29 protein-coding genes and 2 riboswitches are annotated in these 26,882 nt (G+C 41.3%); of the genes, 24 read left to right on the top strand and 5 right to left on the bottom strand.

Annotated features, from left to right (window positions below; genetic code table 11):
* The first annotated feature begins 5 nt into the window (after positions 1-5).
* Together MHH26_RS16495 and MHH26_RS16490 are read left to right on the top strand one after the other, a co-directional pair.
* Positions 6-260 (top strand): ORF6C domain-containing protein, encoded by a 255-nt coding sequence (locus MHH26_RS16495; protein WP_012011773.1) that lies wholly within the window; start codon positions 6-8, stop codon positions 258-260.
* Positions 261-265: 5 nt separating this feature from the next.
* Positions 266-637 (top strand): DUF1304 domain-containing protein, encoded by a 372-nt coding sequence (locus tag MHH26_RS16490; protein WP_034660494.1) that lies wholly within the window; start codon positions 266-268, stop codon positions 635-637.
* A 33-nt stretch (positions 638-670) separates the two neighbouring features.
* Here the strand turns inward: MHH26_RS16490 and MHH26_RS16485 are convergent, their stop codons facing one another.
* Complete coding sequence (locus tag MHH26_RS16485; protein WP_003214630.1) at positions 671-835, bottom strand: hypothetical protein; 165 nt, start codon at positions 833-835, stop codon at positions 671-673.
* Between the two features lie 254 nt (positions 836-1,089).
* On the opposite strand from MHH26_RS16485, the gene MHH26_RS16480 reads away from it, so the two are divergent.
* The 11 genes from MHH26_RS16480 to MHH26_RS16430 all read left to right on the top strand — a co-directional run bounded on the left by MHH26_RS16480 (position 1,090) and on the right by MHH26_RS16430 (position 13,510).
* Entirely contained in the window at positions 1,090-1,746 is a 657-nt protein-coding gene (locus MHH26_RS16480) for a type 1 glutamine amidotransferase domain-containing protein (protein WP_034660493.1), read from the top strand.
* 141 nt (positions 1,747-1,887) lie between these two features.
* On the top strand, positions 1,888-3,015 hold the full coding sequence (locus tag MHH26_RS16475; RefSeq protein ID WP_106030688.1) for a hypothetical protein: 1,128 nt from the start codon (positions 1,888-1,890) through the stop codon (positions 3,013-3,015).
* Positions 3,016-3,071: 56 nt separating this feature from the next.
* Positions 3,072-3,175: riboswitch (TPP riboswitch) on the top strand.
* Between the two features lie 86 nt (positions 3,176-3,261).
* Positions 3,262-3,948 (top strand): thiaminase II, encoded by a 687-nt coding sequence (gene tenA, locus MHH26_RS16470; protein WP_034660490.1) that lies wholly within the window; start codon positions 3,262-3,264, stop codon positions 3,946-3,948.
* Positions 3,945-4,544, top strand: a complete 600-nt coding sequence (locus MHH26_RS16465) for an ECF transporter S component (RefSeq protein ID WP_034660488.1) — start codon at positions 3,945-3,947, stop codon at positions 4,542-4,544. Before tenA ends, MHH26_RS16465 begins: the two co-directional genes overlap by 4 nt.
* Positions 4,519-6,117 carry an ABC transporter ATP-binding protein gene (locus MHH26_RS16460; RefSeq protein ID WP_334750591.1) on the top strand — a complete coding sequence of 533 codons (1,599 nt, stop codon included), beginning with the start codon at positions 4,519-4,521 and terminating at the stop codon, positions 6,115-6,117. Before MHH26_RS16465 ends, MHH26_RS16460 begins: the two co-directional genes overlap by 26 nt.
* Positions 6,107-6,841 (top strand): energy-coupling factor transporter transmembrane component T family protein, encoded by a 735-nt coding sequence (locus MHH26_RS16455; RefSeq protein ID WP_034660485.1) that lies wholly within the window; start codon positions 6,107-6,109, stop codon positions 6,839-6,841. The genes MHH26_RS16460 and MHH26_RS16455 overlap by 11 nt, the downstream gene beginning before the upstream one ends.
* 149 nt (positions 6,842-6,990) lie before the next feature.
* The gene (locus MHH26_RS16450) at positions 6,991-7,830 is read left to right on the top strand and encodes a methyl-accepting chemotaxis protein (RefSeq protein ID WP_034660484.1); all 840 of its coding nucleotides are present in this window, start codon (positions 6,991-6,993) and stop codon (positions 7,828-7,830) included.
* A gap of 218 nt (positions 7,831-8,048) precedes the next feature.
* Entirely contained in the window at positions 8,049-8,816 is a 768-nt protein-coding gene (locus MHH26_RS16445) for a YwqG family protein (protein ID WP_334750590.1), read from the top strand.
* A 235-nt stretch (positions 8,817-9,051) separates the two neighbouring features.
* Positions 9,052-9,885 carry a BglG family transcription antiterminator LicT gene (gene licT, locus MHH26_RS16440; protein WP_034660482.1) on the top strand — a complete coding sequence of 278 codons (834 nt, stop codon included), beginning with the start codon at positions 9,052-9,054 and terminating at the stop codon, positions 9,883-9,885.
* A gap of 327 nt (positions 9,886-10,212) precedes the next feature.
* Positions 10,213-12,120 carry a beta-glucoside-specific PTS transporter subunit IIABC gene (locus MHH26_RS16435; protein WP_334750588.1) on the top strand — a complete coding sequence of 636 codons (1,908 nt, stop codon included), beginning with the start codon at positions 10,213-10,215 and terminating at the stop codon, positions 12,118-12,120.
* On the top strand, positions 12,092-13,510 hold the full coding sequence (locus MHH26_RS16430) for a glycoside hydrolase family 1 protein (protein WP_307500515.1): 1,419 nt from the start codon (positions 12,092-12,094) through the stop codon (positions 13,508-13,510). Before MHH26_RS16435 ends, MHH26_RS16430 begins: the two co-directional genes overlap by 29 nt.
* Positions 13,511-13,563: 53 nt before the next feature.
* On the opposite strand, the gene MHH26_RS16425 is transcribed toward MHH26_RS16430, so the two are convergent.
* A complete protein-coding gene (locus MHH26_RS16425) occupies positions 13,564-14,688 on the bottom strand; it encodes a 5-methyltetrahydropteroyltriglutamate--homocysteine S-methyltransferase (RefSeq protein WP_034660478.1) in 1,125 nt (374 codons plus the stop codon).
* A gap of 87 nt (positions 14,689-14,775) precedes the next feature.
* Positions 14,776-14,888, bottom strand: a riboswitch (SAM riboswitch).
* Between the two features lie 211 nt (positions 14,889-15,099).
* Here MHH26_RS16425 and MHH26_RS16420 point away from each other — a divergent pair.
* Positions 15,100-15,777 (top strand): DUF3298 and DUF4163 domain-containing protein, encoded by a 678-nt coding sequence (locus MHH26_RS16420; protein WP_307500514.1) that lies wholly within the window; start codon positions 15,100-15,102, stop codon positions 15,775-15,777.
* Between the two features lie 83 nt (positions 15,778-15,860).
* Here MHH26_RS16420 and MHH26_RS16415 read toward each other — a convergent pair whose 3' ends face one another.
* Together MHH26_RS16415 and pepT are read right to left on the bottom strand one after the other, a co-directional pair.
* Positions 15,861-16,040, bottom strand: a complete 180-nt coding sequence (locus MHH26_RS16415; RefSeq protein WP_003215411.1) for a hypothetical protein — start codon at positions 16,038-16,040, stop codon at positions 15,861-15,863.
* Between the two features lie 287 nt (positions 16,041-16,327).
* Positions 16,328-17,560, bottom strand: coding sequence for a peptidase T (pepT, locus tag MHH26_RS16410; protein ID WP_106042949.1), 1,233 nt, complete (start codon positions 17,558-17,560; stop codon positions 16,328-16,330).
* Between the two features lie 226 nt (positions 17,561-17,786).
* Here pepT and MHH26_RS16405 point away from each other — a divergent pair, with 226 nt between their 5' ends.
* From MHH26_RS16405 to MHH26_RS16385, 5 genes are all read left to right on the top strand, one after another.
* On the top strand, positions 17,787-18,110 hold the full coding sequence (locus tag MHH26_RS16405; RefSeq protein WP_307500512.1) for a WXG100 family type VII secretion target: 324 nt from the start codon (positions 17,787-17,789) through the stop codon (positions 18,108-18,110).
* A 4-nt stretch (positions 18,111-18,114) separates the two neighbouring features.
* On the top strand, positions 18,115-19,311 hold the full coding sequence (locus MHH26_RS16400) for a DUF6861 domain-containing protein (RefSeq protein WP_034660741.1): 1,197 nt from the start codon (positions 18,115-18,117) through the stop codon (positions 19,309-19,311).
* Between the two features lie 12 nt (positions 19,312-19,323).
* Entirely contained in the window at positions 19,324-20,082 is a 759-nt protein-coding gene (locus MHH26_RS16395; protein ID WP_334750587.1) for a hypothetical protein, read from the top strand.
* Between the two features lie 21 nt (positions 20,083-20,103).
* Positions 20,104-20,631, top strand: coding sequence for a YfjD family protein (locus MHH26_RS16390; protein ID WP_334750586.1), 528 nt, complete (start codon positions 20,104-20,106; stop codon positions 20,629-20,631).
* A gap of 98 nt (positions 20,632-20,729) precedes the next feature.
* Positions 20,730-21,197, top strand: coding sequence for a helix-turn-helix domain-containing protein (locus MHH26_RS16385; RefSeq protein WP_034660471.1), 468 nt, complete (start codon positions 20,730-20,732; stop codon positions 21,195-21,197).
* Positions 21,198-21,258: 61 nt separating this feature from the next.
* On the opposite strand, the gene MHH26_RS16380 is transcribed toward MHH26_RS16385, so the two are convergent.
* Positions 21,259-21,606 carry a helix-turn-helix domain-containing protein gene (locus MHH26_RS16380; protein WP_003214932.1) on the bottom strand — a complete coding sequence of 116 codons (348 nt, stop codon included), beginning with the start codon at positions 21,604-21,606 and terminating at the stop codon, positions 21,259-21,261.
* Between the two features lie 207 nt (positions 21,607-21,813).
* On the opposite strand from MHH26_RS16380, the gene MHH26_RS16375 reads away from it, so the two are divergent.
* From MHH26_RS16375 to MHH26_RS16355, 5 genes are all read left to right on the top strand, one after another.
* The gene (locus MHH26_RS16375; RefSeq protein ID WP_003215391.1) at positions 21,814-22,803 is read left to right on the top strand and encodes an asparaginase; all 990 of its coding nucleotides are present in this window, start codon (positions 21,814-21,816) and stop codon (positions 22,801-22,803) included.
* 28 nt (positions 22,804-22,831) lie between these two features.
* Positions 22,832-24,256, top strand: coding sequence for an aspartate ammonia-lyase (gene aspA, locus MHH26_RS16370; RefSeq protein WP_307500510.1), 1,425 nt, complete (start codon positions 22,832-22,834; stop codon positions 24,254-24,256).
* Positions 24,257-24,396: 140 nt separating this feature from the next.
* A complete protein-coding gene (gene nhaC / locus MHH26_RS16365) occupies positions 24,397-25,803 on the top strand; it encodes a Na+/H+ antiporter NhaC (protein WP_106030679.1) in 1,407 nt (468 codons plus the stop codon).
* A gap of 295 nt (positions 25,804-26,098) precedes the next feature.
* Complete coding sequence (locus MHH26_RS16360) at positions 26,099-26,524, top strand: YwqH-like family protein (protein WP_340974086.1); 426 nt, start codon at positions 26,099-26,101, stop codon at positions 26,522-26,524.
* A 38-nt stretch (positions 26,525-26,562) separates the two neighbouring features.
* Positions 26,563-26,826 (top strand): YwqI/YxiC family protein, encoded by a 264-nt coding sequence (locus MHH26_RS16355; RefSeq protein WP_334750584.1) that lies wholly within the window; start codon positions 26,563-26,565, stop codon positions 26,824-26,826.
* Positions 26,827-26,882: the final 56 nt, after the last annotated feature.

Below are 26,882 nucleotides of genomic sequence, written 5' to 3'. Positions count from 1 at the left end.
TACCAATGAGTTGTGTCACTGCTAAGCAATTAAAGGTGATTAGAGGGACGATGCAGACTTTTTGCAGCCATTTGGAGTATGATGGTCACGGTAAGCTTCATATCAATACCATCATGGCTTTTATTAAAAAGGAATTCGGTGTGAGAAAAATGAAAGACATTCCACAAAGCCGGTTTACTGAAGCGCTTGAATTAATACAAGACTTTGATTTATACACGGATAAAATAGAGATTCGTGATCGTCTATCAGAAAGGAATTAACTAAATTGAATATTTTAGCAATGATATTAGTAGGAATTGTCGCATTAGAACACATTGTCATTATGTTATTAGAAATGTTTTTTATGGAATCAAAGATGGCAAAGAGATCCTTTAAGCTGCCAGAACACTTGCAAAAGGATCCAAATGTAAAAGTGATGTTTGCCAATCAGGGGCTTTATAACGGGTTTTTAGCTGCAGGACTCATTTGGGGGCTCATTCTCGGATCGAATACTGTTGGATATATGATTCAGCTATTTTTCATTCTTTGTGTGATCATCGCTGCGGTATTTGGCGGTGTGACCTCTAATAAATCAATCATCATCAAGCAAGGAGTACCAGCGCTGCTTGCATTAATTGCGCTTATCCTGGCAATTTAACCATAAATAAAGCCGCCCTAGTGAGGGCGGCTTTTATCTTTTTCGAAGACCCATCAGACGAATAATGGATGTCAGACAAAGAGCAACGGCAACAGCCAAAATAATTTTTCCATACATGACCCCTGTTAGGTTCATCAAAAAGACGGCCAATATGATACAGAGCGTGATGATGATCATCACAATCGAATAGGTTTTCATCTCTTTTCCACTCCTTTTAAAGTCCCCTCACATCCGAGAGGTCTATCCATCTTACCTCATATGATATCACTCAATGACAATTTTACATGAAATGCCCTACCAATAGAATGTGACATATTGATTAGATTTGATGTCATGCCATATTTTTTAGAAAATCGGGTATACCATAAAGAGCTGCATTGAAGTTTAATTGCTTGATATTTAATTGTGCAAAATATAAAATAACCATATGATATATCGAAAGGATGATCAAGATGAGTAAGAAAGTGTTATTAGTATCGACAAGCAGTTCGGAAATGAACGGACATCCAACAGGCTTATGGCTAGAAGAATTGGCAGAGCCATTTCATATTTTTAAAGAAAATGAACTAGATGTCCAAATTGTCTCTATTCAAGGAGGCACTGTCCCTATTGATAAAAATTCCATTCCAGAAGGTGTTCCAGCGCAATATGAAGATGTATATGAATTACTTCAAGACACAAAGGCGCTTACAGATGTGAACCCAGCTGATTATGATGGCATCTTCTTTGCGGGAGGACACGGCCCAATGATCGACTTTGCATCTAATCAACTGGTAGCCGATGCAATCTTAGCCATTTCAGACAAAAATGGTGCAGTCGGAGCTGTTTGTCACGGCGTTTCAGCATTCGTTGATGTGAAGGATCAAAATGGCAAATCTTTTATCGAAGGCAAAAAAATCACAGGCTTCACAAACGAAGAAGAGGAAGCTGTTCAGCTGACATCAAAGGTTCCATTTTTATTGGAAACAAAACTTCGTGAGCAAGGGGCAGCGTTTGAAAAAGGAGATGCCTTTGCACCATTCGCTGTAGTTGACGGGCAAATCATTACTGGACAAAACCCAGGTTCCAGCGCAGAAACAGCACGCCTGTTTGTTAAAACCATTTCATAAAATGATCAAAAACCAGTCGTAATATATGCGGCTGGTTTTTTTGTCATAAAGATGTCCTAAAAAAGACCAAAACAATGAATAGAATAATGGTAAAATATTAACAGGGCAAAAAACCCAATTAAGGAAAAAGGGGATGTTCCTGTGAGAGCATTTTATGTGAAAATCACTGCAGCTTTATTGTCTATTTTACTTGTCACAACAGGTTTATTTTCACCAGCATTAAAAGCAGAAGAAGCACCGAAATCAGATGGGAAATTGTCACCACTGACGGAAAAAGCTATTCAGCAAGTGCAAGAGTCGTTTTTGAAGCAGGATGAAGGAACCGCTATCCAACAGAAGCAACTGAAAAAATCTTTTAAAGTAGATAAGAAAAATGGAATCAGTATCAAACGAAAAGCCGCTAAAGATGGCAAGATGCGTACATCTGCCATTCGCTCCATTGATGGACTAGCAATCAACCAATCTGTTGTCTTATCAGAGGACGACCCAGTTGATTTATGGTTTTTAAGCACATCTTCACCTCAGGCACTCATCAGCCGGATTACCTCTTCAAATCCCGATTATTTCGTTCAATTATTTGTTGTTGATTATGAAACAGGACAAGCGTACCCGACAGACCTGATTCAGCCCGCAGGCAGTCTCCTTGGTTTGACCAACTTACCAGCAGGTGACTACGCATTCGGTATCACAAGCGGTGGAGATTTCGGAGACTCTTACACGTTACAGGTGAATGCAAAAAACCCGCCCAATTTCACAGGGGCTGTATCCCTATCGTCAACCTTACAATACTTTGTAGCTGCGTATGCAAATGGGGATGTATTTGCAAATGGCGCAAAAGTATACAACAAGCAATCGAAGACAGCAGATTATGAATGGGAGCGTGTATTTTATTTCTCTTATGATGGTAAATACGAACAAAGAACCCACTCAATTTCAAGTGTAAAAGTGAAAAGCATTTCCGCTCCAGTGTCGTACTCAGCGCCTTATGCAAGCTCCTCAGAGGCCATTCTCGTCTACTTAGATGTGGAGACATTGTTTATGTACCATCAATCTTCATATGCAAGCGGTCAATATTACCACGATACCTTTGTAGATACACTTGGCAAGAAAACGCCAAGGTATTTAGATATTGATGATATGACAAATTACGGTGATCATATTTTAGCTGTTGATTTGAAAACAGGAAAGCCAATTGATTTCTTCAGTGTCCTTAATTTTTACTATGCCGCAGGGATCGAGAAGCTGCCAACGATCAAAACATTGAATTAAGAAAGGCGGTTGACATAAAATCACCACATGTGTAGAGTAAAGATAATTAAATGATATAAGTCCACTAGGGGAGTCATGTATGACTGAGACAAGAGGAAATCTTGGACCCTTTGAACCTGATCTAGTTCGTACTAGCGGAGGGAAGTGGAGCTGGACCTTGTCTTATTCATGATTGAATCGATAAGAAGGCCGCTCCATTTGGGGTGGCTTTTTCATTTATTCAACTGAAGAAGAGGAGGCTTTTTTATGACATTTTCAGCGCAATTAAGAAAAGAAACAGAACCATTATTTGAAGCCATTTATCAGCATCCGTTTGTCAGAGGCCTGGCAGCAGGAAAGCTGGAAAAGGAACAGATCATTCATTACGTCAAACAAGATGCAGAATACTTACATGCATTTATTAAAATTTATGCAGCGGCTCTAAGCAGATGTACAGACAAAGAAGATATTGCCTTTTTCCATCAACAGATTGCGTTTGTACTAGATAGTGAGACGCACCCTCATCAAAATCTTTGCCGAGTGGCAGGTGTATCGTATGATGAGCTCCAAGGAGCTTCATTGGCTCCGAGTGCTCATCACTATATTCATCACATGCTGCAAGTCGCCCAGGAAGGCACGCTTGGGGAAATCATTGCTGTCCTGCTTCCATGTCCTTGGACATATTGGGAAATTGGAAAACGAATGCTCTCAGACGTGCAGCCTGACCCGTCACATCCGTTTTATGAGTGGATCACGTTTTATGGAGGGTTAACCGACTCTATTACAGTGGAGCTTTGCAAGCGGCTCGATCAGCTGGCGGAAGGAGCAAGTGAGAAGGAAAAGGAAAAAATGAAACAGCACTTTATCTTAAGCTGTCAGCTTGAGTACAAGTTTTGGGAAATGGCGTTTACGGTGGAAGAGTGGCCAGTTCCATTGCAGGTGCATTCATCATGACATGGAAGATGAAAGAAGTCGTCCTTGCTGTCATTTTATCCGTTGCGTGCGGTGTCATCTATTTAGGATGGTCCACACTTTACTTACCAATTACAGCACTTGTTGGCCCAGCAGGAGGCAACATCATGTTTGGCATTTGGGTGATTGCCAGTCCAATCGTCGCGTATATCATCCAAAAGCCGGGAGCTGCCCTGATTGCAGAAACAGCCGCTGCCGCTGTGGAATTACTGACAGGCAGCCACTTTGGTCTTTCAGCCCTGCTGATTGGTGTATGCCAAGGGCTTGGGGCAGAAATCGCCTTTGCTCTTTTTGGTTATAAACGATATCGCATGTGGACACTGATGCTGTCAGGTGCCTTTGCAGCTGTTGGAGCAATGGCATATAGCCTCGTTGCAAATGGCTTTGGTTATTACACGCCTCAAGTTTTACTCATCACACTGATGACTCAAATCATCAGCGGGATGATACTGGGCGGATGCTTAGCGAAAGTTGTGGTGGACGCATTATCCAAAACCGGTGTACTGAATCAATATGCCATCATGAAAGAAAAACGAAATAAAGGTGAACAGCATGGATTCATTTCTCGCGTGCAATAATCTCACTGTCCGTTTTTATGAACAGCCTCAGCCTGTTTTGCATCAAATCTCTCTTTCCATTCAAAAAGGAGAAAAGGTGCTTATTTTAGGACCAAGCGGAAGCGGTAAATCCACACTCATTTCAGTTCTGGCTGGGATTATTCCAGAACATATGGAAGCTGACATGCAGGGCGAAGTGATATTGCAAAGACATACAGGCGTCATGTTTCAAGATCCTGATTCCCAGTTTTGTATGCACCGCGTCAATGAAGAAATTGCCTTTAGCTTAGAGAACCGTTCCGTCCCTCGTGAAGAGATGGATGACATCATTCAGCAGCTCATGCAAAAAGTCCAACTCGATGTCGATCCGGATACAGACATTCATACATTATCTGGCGGCATGAAGCAGCGATTGGCACTTGCTTGTTTACTAGCGTTAGAGCCAGATGTGCTGTTCTTTGATGAACCGACCGCACAGCTTGACCCAGCAGGCAGAATGGAGGTTTTCCAGCTGCTACAGCAGCTTGCAGGTGAGCAGCGACAAACCATGATTTTTGTAGAGCATGTGCTAGATGGTGTCATCGAATGGATGGACCGGGTGATTTTATTAGACGATCAAGGCAGCATTTTAGCAGAGGGGCCTCCAAAAGATGTGCTCGCGACATATGAAGAAGAAATGAAAGAGGCAGGGATTTGGCGGCCGAAATTATTTCCCGAGAAATGGTCCGCAATTATTCAAGACCCATTTCATCCAATGAGTCAAACGCTTATGCAAACCTTTGAAGCAAGAAAAGAGCAGCGTAAAAAAGTGCCGTCGACTGAGCGAGAGACCATCATTCGCACAGAAGATCTTCAATTAAGCTACGGGAAAAAAAGGATTATGAGTGACCTTCAGCTGGATATCAAAGCAGGGGATTGGGTGGCGATAATTGGGGAAAATGGAAGCGGGAAAAGCACATGTCTCAAACATTTAGTCCGTTTAGAGCCAACGAAAAAAGGCAGCATTTTCTTAAAAGAGACACCCCTCAAAAAGTGGTCTGACCGACGACTATATGAAAAAGCAGGCTTTGTGTTTCAAAATCCGGAGCTTCAATTCATACAAGATACAGTCTACGATGAAATCGCATTTGGTGGAAGACAGCGAAATTGGCCAGAATCCGTTGTGCAAGAAAAAACAGTTCAGCTATTGGAAGAGTTCGGTTTAGAGAAGCATGCAAAAGCGCATCCTTTCACCTTAAGCTTAGGTCAAAAAAGAAGATTGAGTGTGGCCACAATGCTCCTTTTTGATCAGGATGTACTATTGTTAGACGAACCGACTTTCGGGCAGGATGAAAGAACGGCGAAGGAATTAATGAGGCGTTTGAAAGAGCGTCAATGCCAAGGCACCACCATTTTGATGGTCACACATGATATGGACCTCGTCGATAAGTGTGCCGATCAAGTGCTTCTTTTTCACCAAGGAAAGCATGTGTATGATGGCACGCCTTATGATTTATTTTCAAATCAGGAACTTGTCGATGCTTATCAGCTGAGAGCCCCTTTGCATTATCGCTATGTGGCTGAAAGAAAGGACGTGCTGACGATTGCAAAGTAATCACTCCTTTCTTTCCACTGTGAATCCAGTCATCAAATTACTCGCTCATCTGCTTGCGATGTGTTGTCTCATGGCGATATCTGACCCTAAAACAACCTTCATCATCTGGCTGTTTGCACTTGGTATTGGACTTGTCTTAGGCGGATGGAATATGAAGTATCTTTTCACAAGACTTGTCCCTTATCTGCTCTTTTTTATTCTCGTATTTTGGATGATGGCGGCCTTTGGCAAGGGGGATCATACTGTTTGGAAGTGGGCATGGTTTCATATCACAGAGGAGAGTTTGAAAAATGGCCTTACCATTTCTTTCAGAATGCTTGGCTTTGTGACATTCGGTCTCCTTTTTACGTCCACAACAGATTTGACGGCCTTTATGATGAGCTTAATACATCAATGCCGAATGTCCCCAAAATGGGCATATGGGATGCTTGCCGGCTTCCGGTTTATCCCGTTATTTCAAAGTGAATTAAAGCAAATGAAGGCAGCACATAAAATCAGAGGCTATAAGCAAAAAAACAGCTGGAAAGCCTTTATGCGTTATGCACTTCCTCTTTTTACGCAGGGCGTACGAAAATCAGAGCGCTTAGCGATTGCGATGGAAGCACGAGGTTTCACGGGGGCGAGGGAGCGGACGTATTATCATGTCATCAGCACTTCGTGGATCGACTATATGTATCTTTTGCTCATCGGTATCAGTGTCTTGATGTGCATGTCCTTTTTTTAAAAATACCCACATTCTCTTGGTAGAATGTGGGCTTTTTATATGTATTAGGTCATTTGATTGATATTAGTGCACATTACAGGCTGTAATAGACCTTATAACGAACCGATAAAGAGGATGTACTGAGAAAAAGAGAGGATGAACGTGAGCGAATGTCACAGAGAATTGATAACATAATAGACGCTTTACCAATCATTGGACTAGCTATGAGAGAGCAACTAACCTTTTCTGTTTTAGGGAAAGAGAAGGTTCTTTATTATCAGCAACATGGGAACATTGACTTAGGGTTTAAAGCTGGGGACATAGTAGCTCCAGGGTTCGAAAACTTTTCTATGTTGAAAAATGGGAGAGAGCCATCGTTTATCCAAATTCCGAAAGAGGTATACGGGATTCCAATGGATATTGTAGCCGTTCCAATTAAAGATGAGACGGGTCAAGTAGTCGCTGCTTTCTGCGTGGCCTATGACCAGACCAATCAACAACGATTAGATCACATCATGACGGAGAGCAACCAAGCTTCCGAAAAACTAGTCGCAATGGTACAGCAAGTTGCCGCACATTCAGAGGAACTACAAGCGACAAGTGAACAAATTCTACAAAACACGAAAACCACTGTAGAAAATTCCTCTAAAATCAATCAAGTGTCCAATCTTATAAAAGGTATCTCTGATCAAACGAACTTACTTGGACTCAACGCATCAATTGAAGCTGCAAGAGTAGGTGAAGCAGGAGCAGGCTTCGGAGTGGTCGCAACGGAAGTGAGAAAGCTGTCAACTCACGCCAAACAAGCGACGACGGATATTGAAACAGCGCTAAAAGATGTGCAGGGATCGATTAAAGGAATGGAAGAAGAAATAGCACAAATTGTCGCTTCCTCTGAGCATCAAGCAGAGCTTGTAGGCACGTTCACAAAAATTATTGAAGGTCTTCATGAAACAAATGAAACGATGAAATCACTGGCAGAAGACTTAGTGAACTATCAAGTGAAATAAAAAATACCGACCAAAACCTCCAGATGAATCGGAGGTTTTTTTACGTTTTAAGGTGGGCAAGTTGTTCGGATAATGACCGATTTATCGCTGACAGGCAGGGTACACTTCTGTATGATAGAAAAGAGATACTAGTCTGGTCAGTAGACCTATTCATAAGGAGGAAGACCATCGTTACACAATCAGCGAAGCTGCAAGAAATAATAGCACCTTACCGTACAATGTTAGATCAAACTGAACAACCAATGATTCAATTACAGATGAAACTAGGAAAAACAGGACCATACGACAGCAAAATTGCAGGCGATCCTTACTTCCCAAAAAACGACGAATATCCAGTTGATGGTGAAGGACACCCTATGAAGCTTTTGGCACAAATAAATTTTGGACAGCTGCCGAAGCTGAAGGATTATCCAGAAACAGGACTTTTGCAAGTCTTTATTTCTGTGCATGATGATCTTTATGGGATGAATCTTGACCATAAAACAGAGCAAAAAGATTTTCGGATCAAATTTATTGAGGAACCTTTCTTGGCCGAAGAAGAGTTGTTGACTGATTTTTCTTTTGTGAAAATTCCAGACGACTTTTATTTTCCTGTGACGAAGGAAGGCGCAATTACAGGTGAACTGGCAAGCGAAACGGTCAGTGTAGGAGATTTTCGCTTTGAAAAAGTCACAGGTAAGCGAAGCTGGGACCTATTCGAAGATGTAAAAGGCATTGTTGGAAATGAAGCTGATGCCCTGCTGGATGAATTTTATGAGACAGAGAGTGGCTTTGGTCACAAATTGGGCGGATATCCAGGCTTTACACAAGAGGACCCGCGTACCTACGAAGACCAGGAACATACCGTTCTGTTATTACAAATCGACTCAGATGATGAAGTAGATCTGTTGTGGGGAGATTGCGGAATCGCCAACTTTTTTATCAAACCAGAAGACCTCAAACGAAAAAATTTCGAGAATGTCGTCTATAATTGGGATTGCTCCTGATTTTGTAAAATAGACTTTTTAAACACTCTTAATAGAGTGTTTTTTTGTATGTTTTTAGACTTTTTTGCCCCTATTTCGTCATTTTTGAGAGGTAATATGTCATTCTTTCTAGTTGACCGTATCAAAAAAAAATGTAAAATCATCTTAAAGTCCTCTTTTTTGAAAATAATAATAAAATGACATATCAATCAACGATAAATTGCTCGAAAAAGTGGAATGTACTGGGGGGTATCAATTGATCATTTCGAAAGTAATCAATAATAATGTGGTCAGTGCGTATGATGACGAGCAGCATGAGCTGGTCATTATGGGCAGAGGGATCGCTTTTCAAAAGAAAAGTGGAGATCCGATTGACGAAGAACGTATTGAAAAAGTATTTTCCATTCAAAATAAAGATATATCAGAAAAATTCAAAACCCTGCTTTATGATATTCCAATCGAGTATATGCAAGTGTGTGAGGCGATTATTGATCATGCGAGAACAACCCTTAATAAAAATTTGAATGACAGCATCTATGTGACGCTGACGGATCATATCACCTTTGCTATTGAACGTCATCAAAAAGGAATGGACATCAAAAATGCCTTGCTCTGGGAAATCAAACGGTTGTACAAAGAAGAGTTCATGTGTGGTGTAGAAGCGATCCGGATTATTCAGGACAAGCTTAACATTCATCTTCCTGAGGATGAAGCCGGTTTTATTGCCATGCATATTGTCAATGCAGAGCTCAATGAAGAAATGCCAAACGTGATTCAAATTACCAAACTCATTCAAGATATTTTAAATATCGTCAAGTATCACTTTCAAATTGATTTAGACGAGGAATCATTAAATTATTTCCGTTTTGTCACGCATTTGAAGTTTTTTGGACAGCGTCTGTTTAACGAAACACAAATGGAAAATCAAAATGAATTCCTGTATGAAGTAGTAAAAGAGAAAAACACCGCGGCTTTTCAATGTGCTGAGAAAATTAATGATTATGTTCAAAAAGAATACAACCGAAGTCTCATAGAAGATGAGATGCTATATTTAACTTTGCATATCGACAGAGTGGTAAAAAGAAAATAAATTCAAAAAGAAAGCGTTGACATCATAAAATTAACATGATAATTTATAACTATAAACAACATAACTCACAATCTTTTAGGATTGTTACTGGTCAAGCAGGCAAAACCTAAATCATTGTCCCTATCTTTGATAAGGCGTGATTTAGGTTTTTTTATATCTAAAGACTTATAAAAATTAAATAACGATCAATCGCTATGAAGGATTGTTACTGGTTAAGCAGGCAAAACCTAAATATCGATTAATGTCTGAATTGCTATTTCTCGGACATTAATGGATGTTTAGGTTTTTTCTATATCATGATTTAATCAACGATTGGAGGGTAATACAATGAACCACAAACAAACAGCAAAAGAAGTTCTAGAGCTTGTCGGCGGTGAAAAGAACGTCAAGCACGTCACGCATTGTATGACAAGACTTCGCTTCAACTTATACGATGAAGGCAAAGCGGATAAAGAGAAGCTGCAATCAACAGACGGCGTCATGGGTGTGAATCAAAGCGGAGGCCAATATCATGTCATTATCGGCAATGATGTTTCAAATGTCTATCAAGCGATGATTGCTGACTCAGGACTGTCAACAGATGTAAAGTCAGGCGGTACAGAAGAAGCATCAAAACAAAATGTGATATCAAAGCTTTTCGATTTTATCTCTGGTGTCTTCACGCCGATTCTTCCAGCCATCGCTGGAGCCGGTATGATCAAAGGAATATTGGCACTCATGCTTACGTTCCAGTGGATATCAGATAAAAGCAGTACGTATGCAATTTTAACAGCCATCGGAGACGGAGCCTTTTACTTCTTACCGATTCTACTAGCTGTAAGCGTAGCCAAAAAACTTGGCACAAATCAGTATATTGCCGCTGCCATTGCAGCAGCAGCACTGCACCCGCAGTTAACTGCTTTACTAGGCGCGGGAAATACAGAATTTCTAGGCTTGCCAGTGGTTGCCGTTGTGTACTCTTCATCGGTGATTCCAATTCTACTCACCATCTGGCTTGGCTCATATGTTGAAAGATTCGCAGAAAAATATAGTCCGAAATCATTAAAGATCATCCTTGTTCCAACGGTTACACTTCTTGTCGTTGTACCAATTATGCTCATCGCGGTTGGACCGCTTGGTGGGATTATCGGAAATGGTCTTTCAGGTGGAATTGATTTATTGTTTAAACATGCAGGTATTTTGGCCGGACTCTTGATCGGCGGTTTCATGTCACCATTGATCATTACGGGTATGCACTATGCACTACTTCCAATTATGATCAACAACATTACGTTAAACGGTTTTGACTACATTCTTCCAATGATGTTTGTAGCGAATATGGCACAAGCAGGCGCAGCATTCGGTGTCTTCTTAAGATCAAAAAACAAAACATTCAAATCATTGGCGATGTCTACAAGTATCACAGCATTAATGGGTATTACTGAACCTGCTATGTATGGTGTGAACATGCGATTGAAAAAACCGTTCTTTGCAGCCCTCATTGGTGCAGCAGCAGGCGGCGTGTTCATGTCCATCTTCAAAGTAAAATCATATGTGGTGTCTGGATCTGCAGGTATTCCAGGTATCCCAACATTCATTGGACCAACGTTTGTCTATTCAATCATCGGTTTAGTGATCGGCTTTATCGTAGCAACCATCATGACACTTGTTCTAGGGTTCAAAGATGTACCAGTGAAAGATGATACAAAGGCAGACAAACCAGAAGAAAAGAAAGATACAGCAACGCTTCAAAATGAAGTGGTACAAAGCCCGCTTGAAGGTCAACTAAAGCCGCTAAATCAAGTCAATGATGCAACATTCTCTAATGAAATCATGGGTAAAGGTGCAGCCATTGTCCCAACAGTTGGACGTGTTGTAGCACCGTTCAACGGTAAGGTTGAAACCATTTTTCAAACGAAACATGCCATTGGCTTAAAGAGTGACCAAGGCACAGAGCTTCTCATCCATGTTGGAATTGATACAGTGAAGCTTGGCGGAAAGCATTTCACCAGTCATGTGCAGTCAGGTGATCTTGTTCAAGCAGGAGATGTGCTCGTTGAATTTGATATCGAGGGCATTCAGCAAGAAGGCTATGATGTCACGACACCAATTATCGTCACCAATACAAATGATTTCGCACAAGTTGATGCGAAAACAGATGGCACGATTACAGTGAAAGAGACACTGCTCACAGTCAGTGTAGAAGAAAATGAGGAGGGCATTCAACATGAACAAGTTAGAAAAAACATTTCCTAAAGGTTTCTTATGGGGCGGCGCTGTTGCAGGCAACCAAATTGAAGGTGCTTATAATAAAGATGGAAAAGGCTTATCGACAGCTGATGTATCACCGCATGGTATTATGCATCCATTTGATGAATCAATGAAAGATCTTAATTTATATCATGATGCAATCGACTTCTATCATCGCTATAAAGAAGATATTGCACTCTTTGCAGAAATGGGATTCAAGTGCTTCAGACTATCCATTTCTTGGCCGCGTATTTTCCCAAATGGCGACGATGCTGAACCAAATGAAGCAGGCCTTGCTTTTTATGACAGAGTATTTGATGAACTGCATAAACATGGAATTGAACCAGTTGTCACGATTTCTCATTATGAAATGCCGCTTGCACTTGTGAAAAACTACGGCGGTTGGAGAAACCGTAAGCTTGTCGATCTTTATGAAACATATGCGAAAACGTTGTTTACTCGCTATAAAGACAAAGTGAAATATTGGATGACCTTTAATGAAATCAACGTCGTGTTACATGCGCCTTTCACTGGTGGCGGACTTGTATTTGAAGAGGGTGATGACGAGAAAAGCATTCAATATCAAGCAGCGCATCACCAATTTGTTGCAAGTGCTTTAGCTGTCAAAGCAGGACACGAAATCATTCCTGATGCGAAAATCGGCTGTATGATTGCAGCGATGACGACTTATCCGTACAGCTCAAGACCAGAAGATATGTTTGCTGCAATGGATCAGGATCGTAAAACATTGTTCTTCTCAGATGTACAGGCAAGAGGCTACTACCCAGGTTACATGAAACGATACTTCCGCGAAAATGGAATTCATATTGAGATCCAAGATGGTGATGAAGACATCCTAAGAAACCATACAGTGGACTATATTGGCTTCAGCTATTACATGAGCTTTGTGACAAGTACAGATCCAGAGATTCTTGGACAAGTGACTGGTGGTAACCTATTTGAAGGCGTGAAAAACCCTTATCTAGAAGCAAGTGATTGGGGCTGGCAAATTGATCCAAAAGGACTTCGTACAACACTAAACCAGTTATATGACCGTTACCAAAAACCATTGTTTATCGTAGAAAATGGATTGGGAGCTGTCGATCAAGTAGAAGAAGACGGGTCCATTCAAGACGATTACCGAATTGATTACCTCAGAAGCCATTTGCTAGAGGCGAAAGAAGCCATCGCAGACGGAGTGGACTTGATGGGTTATACAAGCTGGGGCCCAATTGACCTTGTCAGCGCATCAACAGCTGAAATGAAAAAACGCTACGGCTTCATTTATGTCGACCGTGATAATGAAGGAAACGGTACATTAGATAGAAAGAAAAAGAAAAGCTTTGATTGGTATAAACAAGTGATTGCTACGAATGGTGAGCATTTAGATGCTTAAAAGAAAAAGACAAACCGCTCATACTACGGTTTGTCTTTTTTTCGTCAAAGAGACTACGAAGTCCACACTTGATCCGCAATCTCAATTACATGACGAAGCTTTTCCCATTGCTGCTCTTCTGTTAACAGATTGCCTTCCTCCGTTGAGGCGAACCCGCATTGTGGACTCAAACAAATTTGATTAATGTCCACGTATTGAGCCGCTTCCTCGATCCGCTTTTTAATCTGTTCAACAGGCTCAAGCTCACCGTATTTTGAAGTGACAAGGCCTAGTACGATTTGTAGGTTAGGGTTCTTCACATAGCGAAGGGGTTCAAAACCGCCAGAACGATCGTCGTCGAACTCTAAAAAGAGACCATCCAGATCTAAGCCGGCAAAAATCGTTTCTGCCGCTGCTTCATAACCGCCTTCAGCTGCCCACGTCGATTTAAAGTTACCACGGCAAATGTGCATGGTGATCACCAAATCCTCTGGACGATCGGCAACCGCTTCATTGATTGTTTTCGCAAATGACTCACGAAGTTCATCTTCTTCTCGGCCAAAGGCTTTGATTTGTTCATGACCTTTTTCAGAAAAGAACACGGCCCATGCGGTATCATCGAGCTGTAGATAACGGCAGCCTGCATCATAAAAAGCACGGATGGCTTTCTTATACGCCTGTGCCACATCATGGTGGAATGCCTCTAGGCTGTCGTATACTCCTTCTTCAAGCTTTCCACGGAAAAAGAGCATATTCGGACTTGGAATCGTCATTTTAGCTGTATGATCACCAGCGATGCTGTGAAGGAAACGATAATCCTCCAGCATTGGATGATCTGTAAAATCAATCTTGCCTGTTACCTTGATGCCACGCGCTTTTGTCGTCGTATTGTGGAATTGAATACCTTGATCCGCTTCAAATCCTTCGACTCCATCTAATCCCTCAAGAAAGTCAAAATGCCACCATGCACGTCTGAATTCTCCATCTGTGACAACCTCTAATCCAATTTCTTTTTGCTTCTCCACAATGCGTGTAATTTCTTCATTTTCAATTTGTCGGAGCTGCTCGGCTGTCAGTGTGCCGTCTGCTTTTTGCTTGCGTGCTTCCTTGATACGTTCTGAACGAAGTAAACTGCCTACTTGATCTGCGCGAAATGGCGGTTTCGTTGTTTTCTTTCCAATGGTTTGTACTTGTGTCATGCTGAATCCCTTCTTTCTACAGGTTAAAAATCAAATAAAAAAGCTCTTCCTTGGATAAGGAAGAGCATCATATACTGAGAGAACTCTGCCTTATCTTCAAACAAGCATCTGCTTGCCTAAGGAATTAGCACCATTCTGTTCCTAGGAACAGCGGTTGCCGGGTTTCACAGGGCCAGTCCCTCCACCACTCTTAATAAGGTTACCTTTTGATTCAATTTTCTTAATATACACAATTATTCAACCTTTTCGAGAAAAAGTCAATGGTTTTTACTGTTTAATTTTCTACATAAACAAATAACGGTAAACAAACCCGATGTGAAAAAAGGAAGAATAATATGGAAATAGCGCTTCTTTTGGTTCTTTTGTCATGGTATACTCAATTGGTAATAGACAAAAATGGGGGTTTTTACTATGACGATGAAAAAAGGCCTAACGATCAGTCTGCTCATTTTTTCGCTGATTGTTTCGTTGTTTGCACCAGTTGGATCGGCGGATGCCAAACAAGCAAAAAAAGCAAAAGTAAGCACACACTATTATAAAAAGAAAAAAACGTTCAAATATGCACAGGTGAAAAACCTAAGCAAGGCGCATATGAAAACCATCAATCGTGATTTGAAAAAAGATATTTCCTTCTCCTATTCTACGTACTTGTTCTTAAAGGACGAAGCGAAAAAGGAAGGCTTTGGGAAGATCACGTACGAAAGATCGTTTAAAACGAAATTTAACAATGGGAAGAAGCTCAGTATCTTAAACTATGACTACATGAATGATGGTGGAATGCATGGGGATACGATGGTTTCCAGCATGAACTATGTGTTAACAAAGAAAAAGACAAAGCAGCTGTTCTTGACAGACGTTGTGAAAACAAAGAAAAAACGTACGAAAGTAAGAGATTATATTTATAACTACACAAAGAAACATAAAAGCAAATTCTATGCGAACCTGAAAAAAAGTGACATTGAAATCAACTACAACACGCAGTATTACTTCACGAAAAAGGGAATTGCTGTTGTCTTCCAGCCATATGAAATTTCACCTTATTATGTAGGAATTCCTATGATTCAAGTTCCTGCGAAGGTATATAAATAAAAAGAAAAACGGCCAATGAATCTGGTCGTTTTTTGTTATTTACTCAAACAAAAAGAGCCCCTCATGAGGCTCTCTCTTTAGATTTATACTTGTTTAGGTGCATCGTTTAGTGGATGACGGCGTTTTCCGTTGTAGTGGCGGCGCATACGAAAGATTTCAAACTCCGAAAGCTCTGCGCTTTTTCGTTTTGGTGTGCGGTTATCTTTTTTGAAAGAGAATAGTAAGTAGCAGCAAAGTGAAGCGATAATCAATAAAATCATCATATGACATTCCTCCAATTCATCCTATTCTTTAGTGTAGACAGGGTGAGTGATGTTTATAACTGAAAATAAGCAGCAGAATCGGTTTAGTTCTTAAGGTTTAGTTGATCTGCTAATTTAGGTCTAAAATACTGGTTGTTTTTAACTATTATATTTCCAGTTATTGCACTCGTCAAGAAGAATTTTTCTGGTGTTGTCTCTATTAGTACGAAAAAGTGTCATAAAAGTTTCAGAAAATTGTAAACTTTTATTAAAAAACCGTTCCCGAACAGGAACGGTTGTAAACATATCTATGCTTTTTCTTCAAATAAACGTGCGATTTCAACGATGACTTCTGTTGCTTTCACCATGTTCTCGACAGAAATAAATTCATATTTACCGTGGAAGTTTTCCCCGCCAGTAAAGATGTTTGGCGTTGGAAGACCTTTATATGAAAGCTGGGAGCCATCTGTACCGCCGCGGATGGGTTCGATCACAGGTGTCACTGAGCGGTTTTCCATTGCTTCATGGGCAATATCCACAATATGTTTCACCGGCTCAATTTTTTCTCTCATATTATAATATTGATCTTGAATGCTGAGATTTATGCTGTTTTCTCCGTAGATGGCTTTTAAGTCATTTGCTATTTTTTCAAATAGTGCTTTGCGATCGTTAAATTTGTCTTTATCAAAATCACGAATAATATATTGCAGCTCTGCTTCTTCGACTTCTCCTACAAACTTCGTGAGATGGAAAAAACCTTCGTAGCCTTCTGTATATTCCGGAGATTCATCAGAAGGAAGTTTGTTATGGAAGAGCATCCCAATCTTCGCAGCACTGACCATTTTGTCTTTTGCTGTCCCTGGGTGGACATTGTTTCCTTTAATTGATACTTTCGCACCTGCTGCGTTGAAGCTTTCATATTGCAGCTCCCCGAGCGGTCCTCCGTCAATTGTATAAGCATAGGAAGCGCCAAAGGCATCAACATCAAATTTGTGCGGCCCTCTGCCAATTTCTTCATCTGGTGTAAAGGCGACGCGAATTTTTCCATGCTTGATTTCTGGATGCTCAATCAAGTAATGCATAGCGGTCATAATTTCTGCGATACCTGCTTTGTTATCTGCACCAAGCAGGGTCGTGCCATCTGTTGTGATCAGCGTATGTCCTTGATACTTTTGTAAATTTGGAAACTGTGCTGGAGATAAAACGATATGTAGATTTTCATTTAAGGTGATGTCGCCGCCTTGATAGTTTTCATGAAGCTGCGGTTTCACATTCTTGCCGGTGAAGTCAGTGGCTGTGTCGATATGAGCCAGGAAGCCAATGGTCGGCACTTCTTTGTCAGTGTTAGACGGGATCGTTCCCATGACATAGCCGTTTTCATCCATTGTCACTTCTTGAATCCCGATGGACTTCATCTCTTCAACTAGCTGTCTCGCTAGGTTCAACTGTCCTTCAGTAGATGGGCAGCTTTCCTTTTCTGCATCTGACTGCGTATCTACCTTCACATAATTTGTGAAACGCTGAATCATTTCCTTTTTCATCTATACGTCACTCCTTTTGTAGAATACGTCCATTTTATCACGTCTTGAATGCGCTTCATAACAAGAAAGGTTTTCTCTGGAAATTAGAGAGGAAAAAGACCTACTTTCATTAGGCGGTGTGTTGAATGGTTCTTTAGGGTGATTTTTTTGGGTGTCTTTTTATTTATAATGAGGACATATAAAATCATCCATTTGTACGTTAAATTGGGAGAAAGGGGTGCGAAAGTTGGATTCTAGTCAAACGCTGGCACTCGCTCAAAAGTTTCAGGAAGCAGCTGATGAGATTCGGCAGTCAAAGCAGCTGCTGGAGAATCGGCTGAAGGCAGTAGGATCAGGCTGGCAGGGAGAAGCAAGGAATAAATTTGATCAAAGCTTTGAGGAAACAACGTCACGCTATGATCAATTTGAAAAGGACTTGCTTGAAACAAGTCAGGAACTGCGCGACGCAGCGGTCAAAATCGAGGAACGGAAAGCTGAAATTACCAGAATGGAAGAGCTTGAGCGAAAGAGACGAGAAGAACGGAGAGAAAGAAATCGAGAAGGGAGATGATGTGATGGCACGTGACATTGTGGTTGATCCAGATCAGCTGACAGGACTGGCGAATGATGTTGTAGGCGAATTGTCTGTCATTGAAACGAAGCACCGCGATTTACATAGTGAACTGGATGGTCTCATTTTAGGCTGTGATCCTCGGTATAGAAGCTGTTTTTCAGGTGTCGGGGATGCATGGGGAGCAGGACAAGCATTGATCAGTAAATTGAGCAGTGATGATATTGCGATTCGTCATGCAAAAGATAAAATGGTCGAAGCAGACGATATTTTACGGAAAATGTACAGCATCTATGATCAATATGGTACACTCACGAGCTTAGCTGGTATTGTGATGATGCAGGCGAAATACTACGGGCTTGGGATGACGACCTTCATTAAAGACAATGGCCGGTATGCAGCGCAGCATTCAAAGCTGCTGCTTGATCTGACCAGCCGGGTAGAAGGAACGAGATTTGACCGGCTAGCAAGGATTTGGCTGAGTAAAAAAGAATTATTAAAACGATCAAACTGGTCGATGGCTGACTTGGTCCATAAGAAATTCACAAAATTTTATCCTGACGATACGGTTGCCTTTACGAATAGCGTTCGTGATTTTACAAAAGGAAGTATCAATTGGAAGGACACGGCTGCTATCAAGTCTGTTCTGAAAAATGGGTCAAGATTCGCGAAAGGAAATGCCATCATTGCAACGGTTGTCACTGGTGCAACGGAAACGGTCGGCTGTGGTTTGAAAATTGCCGAGAACTATGCAGAATTCGGTGATCAGCCAGAAGTCCTCAAGCGTGAAAATGCGAAGGCTGTTGGAAATGCAGTGAACAATACGGTCTTTATCGCTGGCGGATCTGTCGCAGGTGCCGTTGTCGGAGGAGCTCTAGGAAGTTTTGCAGGACCGATTGGAACCGTTGTCGGAGGAGCCATTGGTTCAGCAGTCGGTGGATTTATAGGAGAAAAAGTCGCCAAGCTGACATCAGGCTTTGCTGAACAGGTTGCAGTGAAATTAAAGGACCCTATTCATGCGGTCGTCGATAAAGGGAAACAAGCATTCGAGCTGGCGGGTCAAGGTGTGAAAGCAGTCAATGACACCATTGATCAGGCAAATCAGGTGATACATAAAGGGATAGAAAAAACAAAAGAAACCGCTGATTCGCTCATAAAAGGTGCAGGCGATTTCTTTAAGGGTGCATTTTCTTTTGGATAAGGAGAGATCAAGTTGGATCAGCTAAGTCTAAGTATTGAGGAACTCATCTTTAGTTTTTACAGTGAAGGCTATTTTGAACAGGGCATGTCCTTAAAGGAAGCTTATTATCCTGATGTAGAGGACGAACGCCTTGGGTTTTTATTTGAAATTGCGTGCCGCTCTTTGCTCGCAAAAGGTGTACTTGAATTTCGAAACAGACAATACCGTTATAAAGGGGAATACCGTCATTTCATCCAGGCGATGAATGATGCATCTCACACCATCAAAGCGTCTCGATTTGCGGATGTAGATGAAGAAGTCAGTATCTCCTTGCATACGACACAGACGGGCGTATATGCGCACCACACGCTTTATGATCAACAAGTCCATCAGATTCAAAAACTGAAAGATGATCAGCTGGCAGAGGAGCAAGTGACTGCCTTTTTCAACATACAGATGAGTGATCACCCTGCACCTGTCATCACCCTGCAAGCAGAGGAATTTGAAAAGCTATTAGAGCAAGCAAGTGAGGCGAAAAATGAGTGGCCCTCTTTCCTTCATCGAGCAGAGAACGAAGAACTCATGCAGTCATTTGTTTCTGATGTACAGACGAGAAAAGGAAAGATGGACTCCCTGATGAAGGTCGTCTACGACAAAAATAATACGCCTGATGTGGAATCCATGTTATTTGTTATTCCGGGTGAGAAACAGTCGTGGCTTGTGTCGGGAATAAAAGAAAATGAATTTCGCGTGGAGACGGCTCACAGAGACGGATTACGTTCTATATTCTAATGGAGAAAAGGAGAATGACGCTTGAATCCAAGTGAAGTAATAGAAGTGAGGAGCAGGACCTTTTTAAGGGTATGGGCATTCTTAGCAACAGGCGGCTTCGGTATCATCGGTATTTGGTTGTTTTCAGAAGCTCTTACATTTGAATCGAATTATACATTGTTTTTATTTTTAGGCGGACTACTAGGCAGTGTTTATGGCTGGATCTCTTTCTTGATGATTTTACCGGCTTTTACGAAGAGAGGAAATGTGATTTTTCGCATTCAGCGCGGGAAGAATGGCGCGGTTTTACATCGCGGGCAAGCGATCCCTTTTCAAGACATTCAATCCATCGATATGCGCAGGCATCGGTACAGTGTACGGGGTTTTCTCTTCATGGATGTGTTGATTCGGAAAATAGACGGGAAATTGATCAAGATTCCAGCGTACAGTATTTTAGATGAAGAAGTATTCGAGCAAGCCGTCAAACAAGAGATCTACCCATATTTAAATCAGTCAGCCCAAGAGAACTGGAGACAGCAGCATGGTCAGGTCGAAGAGCAGATCGACTAGGATGTATTTTCCATGATTCCGAAGGATGAGGTGCCACTTTTTCGAAGAAATCGTGTATGATGTCAGTAAAGACTGAACACTCGGAGAGGTGATGAGAGATGGATAAAGAGATGGTAATCGACCTCGTCACAGAACAAATGGCACGGATTCGAAAAGAAAAGAATTATACGCAGGACCGCATGGCTGAGGTACTTGGTCTATCGAAACGGCATTTGCAGCAGGTTGAAAAAAATAGGCTGCGCCTCAACTGGACGCAAACTGCGGCCGTATGTGCATTATTCAGGGATAGTGACATTTTAAAAGGGACACTTGGGGATGATCCGCTTGAGATTCTGGAAGTCGTGGCACATGATGAATTGCATCTATCGGTGGAACGTACGATTGGCGGAAAGGTTTGGTGGCGGACGTCTATCAAAAAAGGCACATTTCGTCTTCAGCAAAATGTGCTTAGTCAGCATTACCGCATCTTAGATGATGAGAATTATCGCTATTATAGTTCGTTTAATAAAGATGAAGCGAAGCGGCGGTTAGAGGAATTAAGTCAGCTTTCTTCTCCTTATTCATAAGCAGCTGATAGGAAAAAGGAAAGAGAGGCACCCGATTGATAGGGGCCTCTCTTTTCTGTGTTTATACTTTTAGAGTGTTTTTCGCCCGAATAAAGGCAACAAGCTGTTTGATTTCTTCATCATTTAGGGGAACGCCGTCGACAAGGATGGTTCCTTCTTTTGCTTCCGTCAGTTCAATTTTGATATCAGAGATTTTGCGTTGTATCTCTGGCTCGTCCGTTCTACCAAGTAAAAAATCAATGGACGTATCATACAAATCAGCCAGCCGCTTCACTGCTTCAAGCGAAGGTCGTCGGTACCCAGATTCGTAACCGGCATAGGTGCTTTTGGCGATACCTAGGCGATCTGCCGTATGCTGGAGAGACCATTTTTTCTTTTTTCTAAGGGTGGTTAAACGATCGAGTATCATTACATGAACGCTCCTTTATATACAACAACAGTATATCATATTTTGACATGGAATGTACGCGTTATGCGTAATAATTTCTTGATTAATTCGCGTTATGTGACTATAATGGCAATGAAGGTACGCGTAAAGCGTATATTATAGAATAGCACAAGCTAGCTTATAATATGTGTGACAAACGAAGTAATTTTATTGAAAGAGGTGGACCTGTTGAAGAAATTATTGCTTTTAACCACTGGTGGGACGATTGCATCTGTAGAGAGTGAAAACGGTTTGGCTCCAGGTGTTAAAGCTGAGGACCTTTTAAGCTATTTAAACGAAATTAATGCAGAGTATACAATGGACACAAAGTCCCTAATGAGTATAGATAGTACAAATATGCAGCCTGAATACTGGGTGGATATTGCAACAGCCATTTATGAAAATTATGATCAATATGACGGTTTTGTTGTCACGCATGGTACAGACACGATGGCCTATACATCAGCAGCTCTTTCTTATATGCTGCAAAATCCGGATAAGCCAATTGTCATTACAGGCTCACAAATCCCGATTACGTTTAAGAAAACAGATGCGAAGAAAAACATCACCGATGCGATTCGCTTTGCATGTGACGGCGTAGGCGGCGTGTATGTTGTCTTTGATGGCAGAGTCATTCAAGGAACACGCGCAATCAAACTAAGAACGAAAAGCTATGATGCATTTGAAAGTATTAACTACCCATATATTGCATCGATTGAAAACCATCAAATTGAATACAATAGCAAAGTAAAAAGATCGTCAATGAAACCGCTTAAATTAGACGCATCTTTAAACACCGACGTTTGTCTCTTGAAATTGCACCCAGGTCTAAAGCCTGAGTTCTTAGATGCAATCAAAGGCGTCTACAAAGGAGTCGTGATCGAAAGCTACGGCAGCGGCGGTATTCCTTTCGAAGGAAGAAACCTTTTAGAGAAAATCAACGAATTGCTTGAAGAAGGAATTTCTGTTGTCATCACAACTCAGTGTCTTGAAGAAGGAGAAGACATGAGCGTGTATGAAGTAGGACGCAAAATCAATCAAGAACTGGTGGCACGTTCACGAAACATGAACACAGAAGCCATCGTGCCGAAACTTATGTGGGCATTAGGTAAAACAACAGACCCAAGAGAAGTGAAAAAGATTATGGAAACGCCAATCGCAGAAGATTTAGTGATTTAACTATTCTATAGAAAGCAGGTCATATCAGATGGTTCAAGCAACTTATCGCTATGAGAAGGATTTTCTTGGTGAAAAAGAAATTCCGGCAGACGTGTATTATGGGGTTCAAACCCTTCGTGCAAAAGAAAATTTCCCGATTACAGGATATCGCATGCACGAGGAACTGATCAGAGCCTTTGCCATCGTGAAAAAAGCAGCAGCTCAAGCCAATATGGAAGTTGGACGTTTATATAAAGGAATTGGAAATGCCATCGTACAAGCCTCTGATGAAGTTATTGAAGGCAAGCTGCATGAATACTTTATTGTAGACCCAATCCAAGGCGGCGCAGGAACGTCGATGAATATGAATGCCAATGAAGTGATTGGAAACAGAGCGCTAGAAATCATGGGGCATCAAAAGGGTGAATACATCCATTTAAGCCCAAACACACATGTAAACATGTCACAATCGACGAATGACTCGTTTCCAACAGCTATCCACATTGCTGTATTGAAGCAGTTAGACATTCTGCTTGAGACAATGCAAACGATGCAGGACGTATTCCAAAAGAAAGCAAAAGAATTTGATCATGTGATCAAAATGGGACGTACGCATCTGCAGGATGCTGTTCCAATTCGTTTAGGACAGGAATTTGAGGCATACAGCCGCGTGCTCAGCCGTGATATTAAACGGATCAACCAATCAAAGCAGCATTTATATGAAGTGAATATGGGTGCAACAGCTGTTGGGACAGGCTTAAACGCAGATCCTCGTTATATTGAGATCGTTGTGAAGAAGCTAGCAGATATTTCTGGTCTTCCGCTTGTAGGCGCAGAGCATCTCGTGGATGCGACGCAAAATACAGATGCTTACACAGAAGTGTCCGCCGCATTAAAAGTATGCATGATGAACATGTCTAAGATTGCCAATGACCTTCGCCTAATGGCTTCTGGACCGCGTGCAGGTCTTGCTGAAATTGCATTGCCAGCTCGTCAGCCAGGATCATCCATTATGCCTGGGAAAGTCAATCCAGTCATGGCAGAGCTCATTAACCAAATCGCATTCCAGGTCATTGGGAACGACCATACCATCTGTCTTGCTTCTGAAGCAGGCCAGCTTGAGTTAAATGTGATGGAGCCTGTTTTGGTCTTTAACTTGCTTCAATCTATTAGTATAATGAATAACGGATTCCGCTCATTCACAGATCATTGTTTAGTGGACATTGAAGCAAATGAAAAACGTTTGAAAGAATATGTGGAAAAAAGTGCAGGCGTCATTACTGCGGTAAACCCTCACTTAGGCTATGAAGCCGCGGCTAGAATCGCAAGGGAAGCCATTTTAAGTGGAGAATCCATTAGAGATCTTTGCTTGCAAAATGATGTGTTAACAGAAGAAGAACTTGATATTATTTTGAATCCATATGAGATGACAAAGCCTGGTATTGCAGGACAAGAACTGCTAGAACGGGAATAATATCAAAAATTTTATTTTATTAATATGTCGAATTGCCTGTGAAATAGAGAAAAACAGGCAATTCACTTTCTTTCGAATTGACACACTTTTTTCACAATATTTTGAAAACGCTTAACGCACTCACAAAGGGAGGAAACACAATGAAATCACCACGTCTGCCGTCTATGTTAGAAGTCGTGTCTGTACTTGGCTTATTTTTAGCAATTGTTTTATCTTTTACTCTTTATTTCAAATTAGATATTCAACTAGCATTGTTTATCTCATGGTTTATAGTTATCGCATTAGGTATTCGATTGGGGCATTCATATAAGGATCTTCAAAATGCGATCACAAAAGGGATATCGAATGGTCTAGAAGCCATTTTAATTTTAATTGCAGTAGGTGCACTTGTTGGTACATGGATTGCAGGTGGAGTTGTACCTACGTTAATTTACTACGGTCTAGAGTTTATTCATCCTAATATCTTCTTATTAGCTACACTTGTCATCTGTGCACTCATGTCCATTGCAACAGGAACCTCTTGGGGGACGGTTGGAACGGCAGGGATTGCGATGATCGCAATTGGTGAAGGGCTAGGTATTCCACTTCCGATCGTGGCAGGTGCCGTCTTATCTGGTGCTTATTTTGGAGATAAATTATCCCCATTATCAGATAGTACAGTGCTCGCTTCCTCTCTTTCAAAAGTGGACGTGCTGGCACATGTTCGAGCGATGATGGTTTTATCCATACCAGCCTTTGTCATTACGGCCATTATGTTTACGGTTACAGGCTTTATGTATGGTGGACGCAACATTGATCAAAATAAGGTAGAATTTTTGAAAAATGCCCTGCATGATACATTTACCATTAACATTTGGATGGTCATCCCAGCAGTAGTGGTTGTATTACTGCTCGTATTTAAGAAACCTTCAATGCCTGTCATTGCCATTGGTGCTCTTTTAGGATCTATTTGGGCGATGGCTTTCCAAGGAATGAATCCAGCAGATGCGATTGGTTCAGCATACAATGGCTTCTCTATTAATTCAGATGTAGATTTCTTAAATACGCTGTTAAATCGTGGTGGTATTGTGAATATGCTTGGATCTTTAGTGGTCATTATTCTCGGGCTTGGTTTTGGAGGCGTACTTGAATATCTCGGCGTCTTAAAAGTGATTGTCGCTACTTTCGAGAAGAAATTATATAATGCAGGAAATGTAACCTTATCTACACTTGTTGTTGCATTCTTCGCAAATATTTTTGGCTGTGCAATGTACGTTTCATTAATTCTTACACCGAAAATTATGGAAAAAAGCTACGATAAATTGAAAATAGACAGACGCGTTCTATCTAGAAACGCTGAGGTCGGTGGAACAATGACGTCTGGTATGGTTCCGTGGTCAGATAACGGAATTTACATGGCTGGAATTCTAGGCGTCTCGACATTCTCATATTTACCATTTATGTGGTTGAGCTTTGTTGCCATTGCTCTTGCCATTATCTACGGATATACAGGGAAATTCATTTGGTACGTCAAAAATCAACAAGACTCAGAAGAATCGGCTTCATAAGCCGTTTACAAAAGCCGCCTCAATTAGGCGGCTTTTGCTTGTCCTAGGACCGAGAGACTACATATGATATAAAGAAGATGATCGGGAGTTTAGACCCTTTATAAAAGAGGTCTAAAGAGGTAATGTGAAGCAGAGCGAAAGCATATTTATCCCATAAAAAGGGTACAAATCCCTATTCAAACATGAGTCTTTGAACCTTATAATAACAATATTGGAAAAAGTGCTATTCACCTTACGCTCGTTTAGAGGAACTCTAAGCAGCGTTTTTATTTTTTGACAGGAGGAGGAACCCATAATGAGCTTGTCGGATATGCTGTCTGCCCTAAACGGTGGCATTACAAGTAAAAAAGCAGAAATTGAAGAGAAAATCGCTCGACTTAAAAAGGCGAAAAGTAAGGTCGAACGTGAACAAGATGCGGCAGAAACAGACCTGAAGCAAATCAAGCAGCCAAAGCTTGGGGCCTCTTGGAAAGGTGAGCGAAGCAAGGATTTCAAATCAGAGCGGAATGAAGCACATGATGCGCTGCAAACAATCGTGAACGACAAATACCCACGCTACGTGAGCCGCATCGAATTCAAAATCAGTACATTAGAAGCTGAACAGGCTACGTTATCCTTTGCCAGTTCTTTAGCTGAAGACGCCGCACGTCTTGCTGAAAAAGGAGAAGACGCAGTAGAGGACGCCAAACGCTTGATCTCAAAAGCATGGAGCAGCTTGTAAAGCTGCTTTCATGCTGAACAAATCTGGAGGATATCACGATGGGACAAATTAAGTTAAACTACCAAACAGTTATGAATCAACTAGATGAAGTCTCCCAAGCAGTCGAAGATTTAATGATGAAAAAAGCAGCAGATAAAGCGGGTGAAAACAGCCTTGAATTTGTGACCAAGTGGACGGCACGTGAGGCAGAGGTGAACGAAATGGTCTCAAACTTTAAAGAAGCCTTAATCAAAAATGTCCAGGACACGCGCTCGAATGTGAAAACCTTAAAAGAACAGGACGAAGCGATTGCGGCAAAATAATTGGCATTCGGTTTCTTTGGGACTTAATGGAATTATATGAATTATAGATCTAAGTA

The sequence above is a fragment of the Bacillus sp. FSL K6-2839 genome (assembly GCF_038003365.1).
Classification (GTDB): Bacteria; Bacillota; Bacilli; order Bacillales; family Bacillaceae; genus Bacillus.
This window is presented reverse-complemented; position numbering and strand designations above follow the sequence as displayed.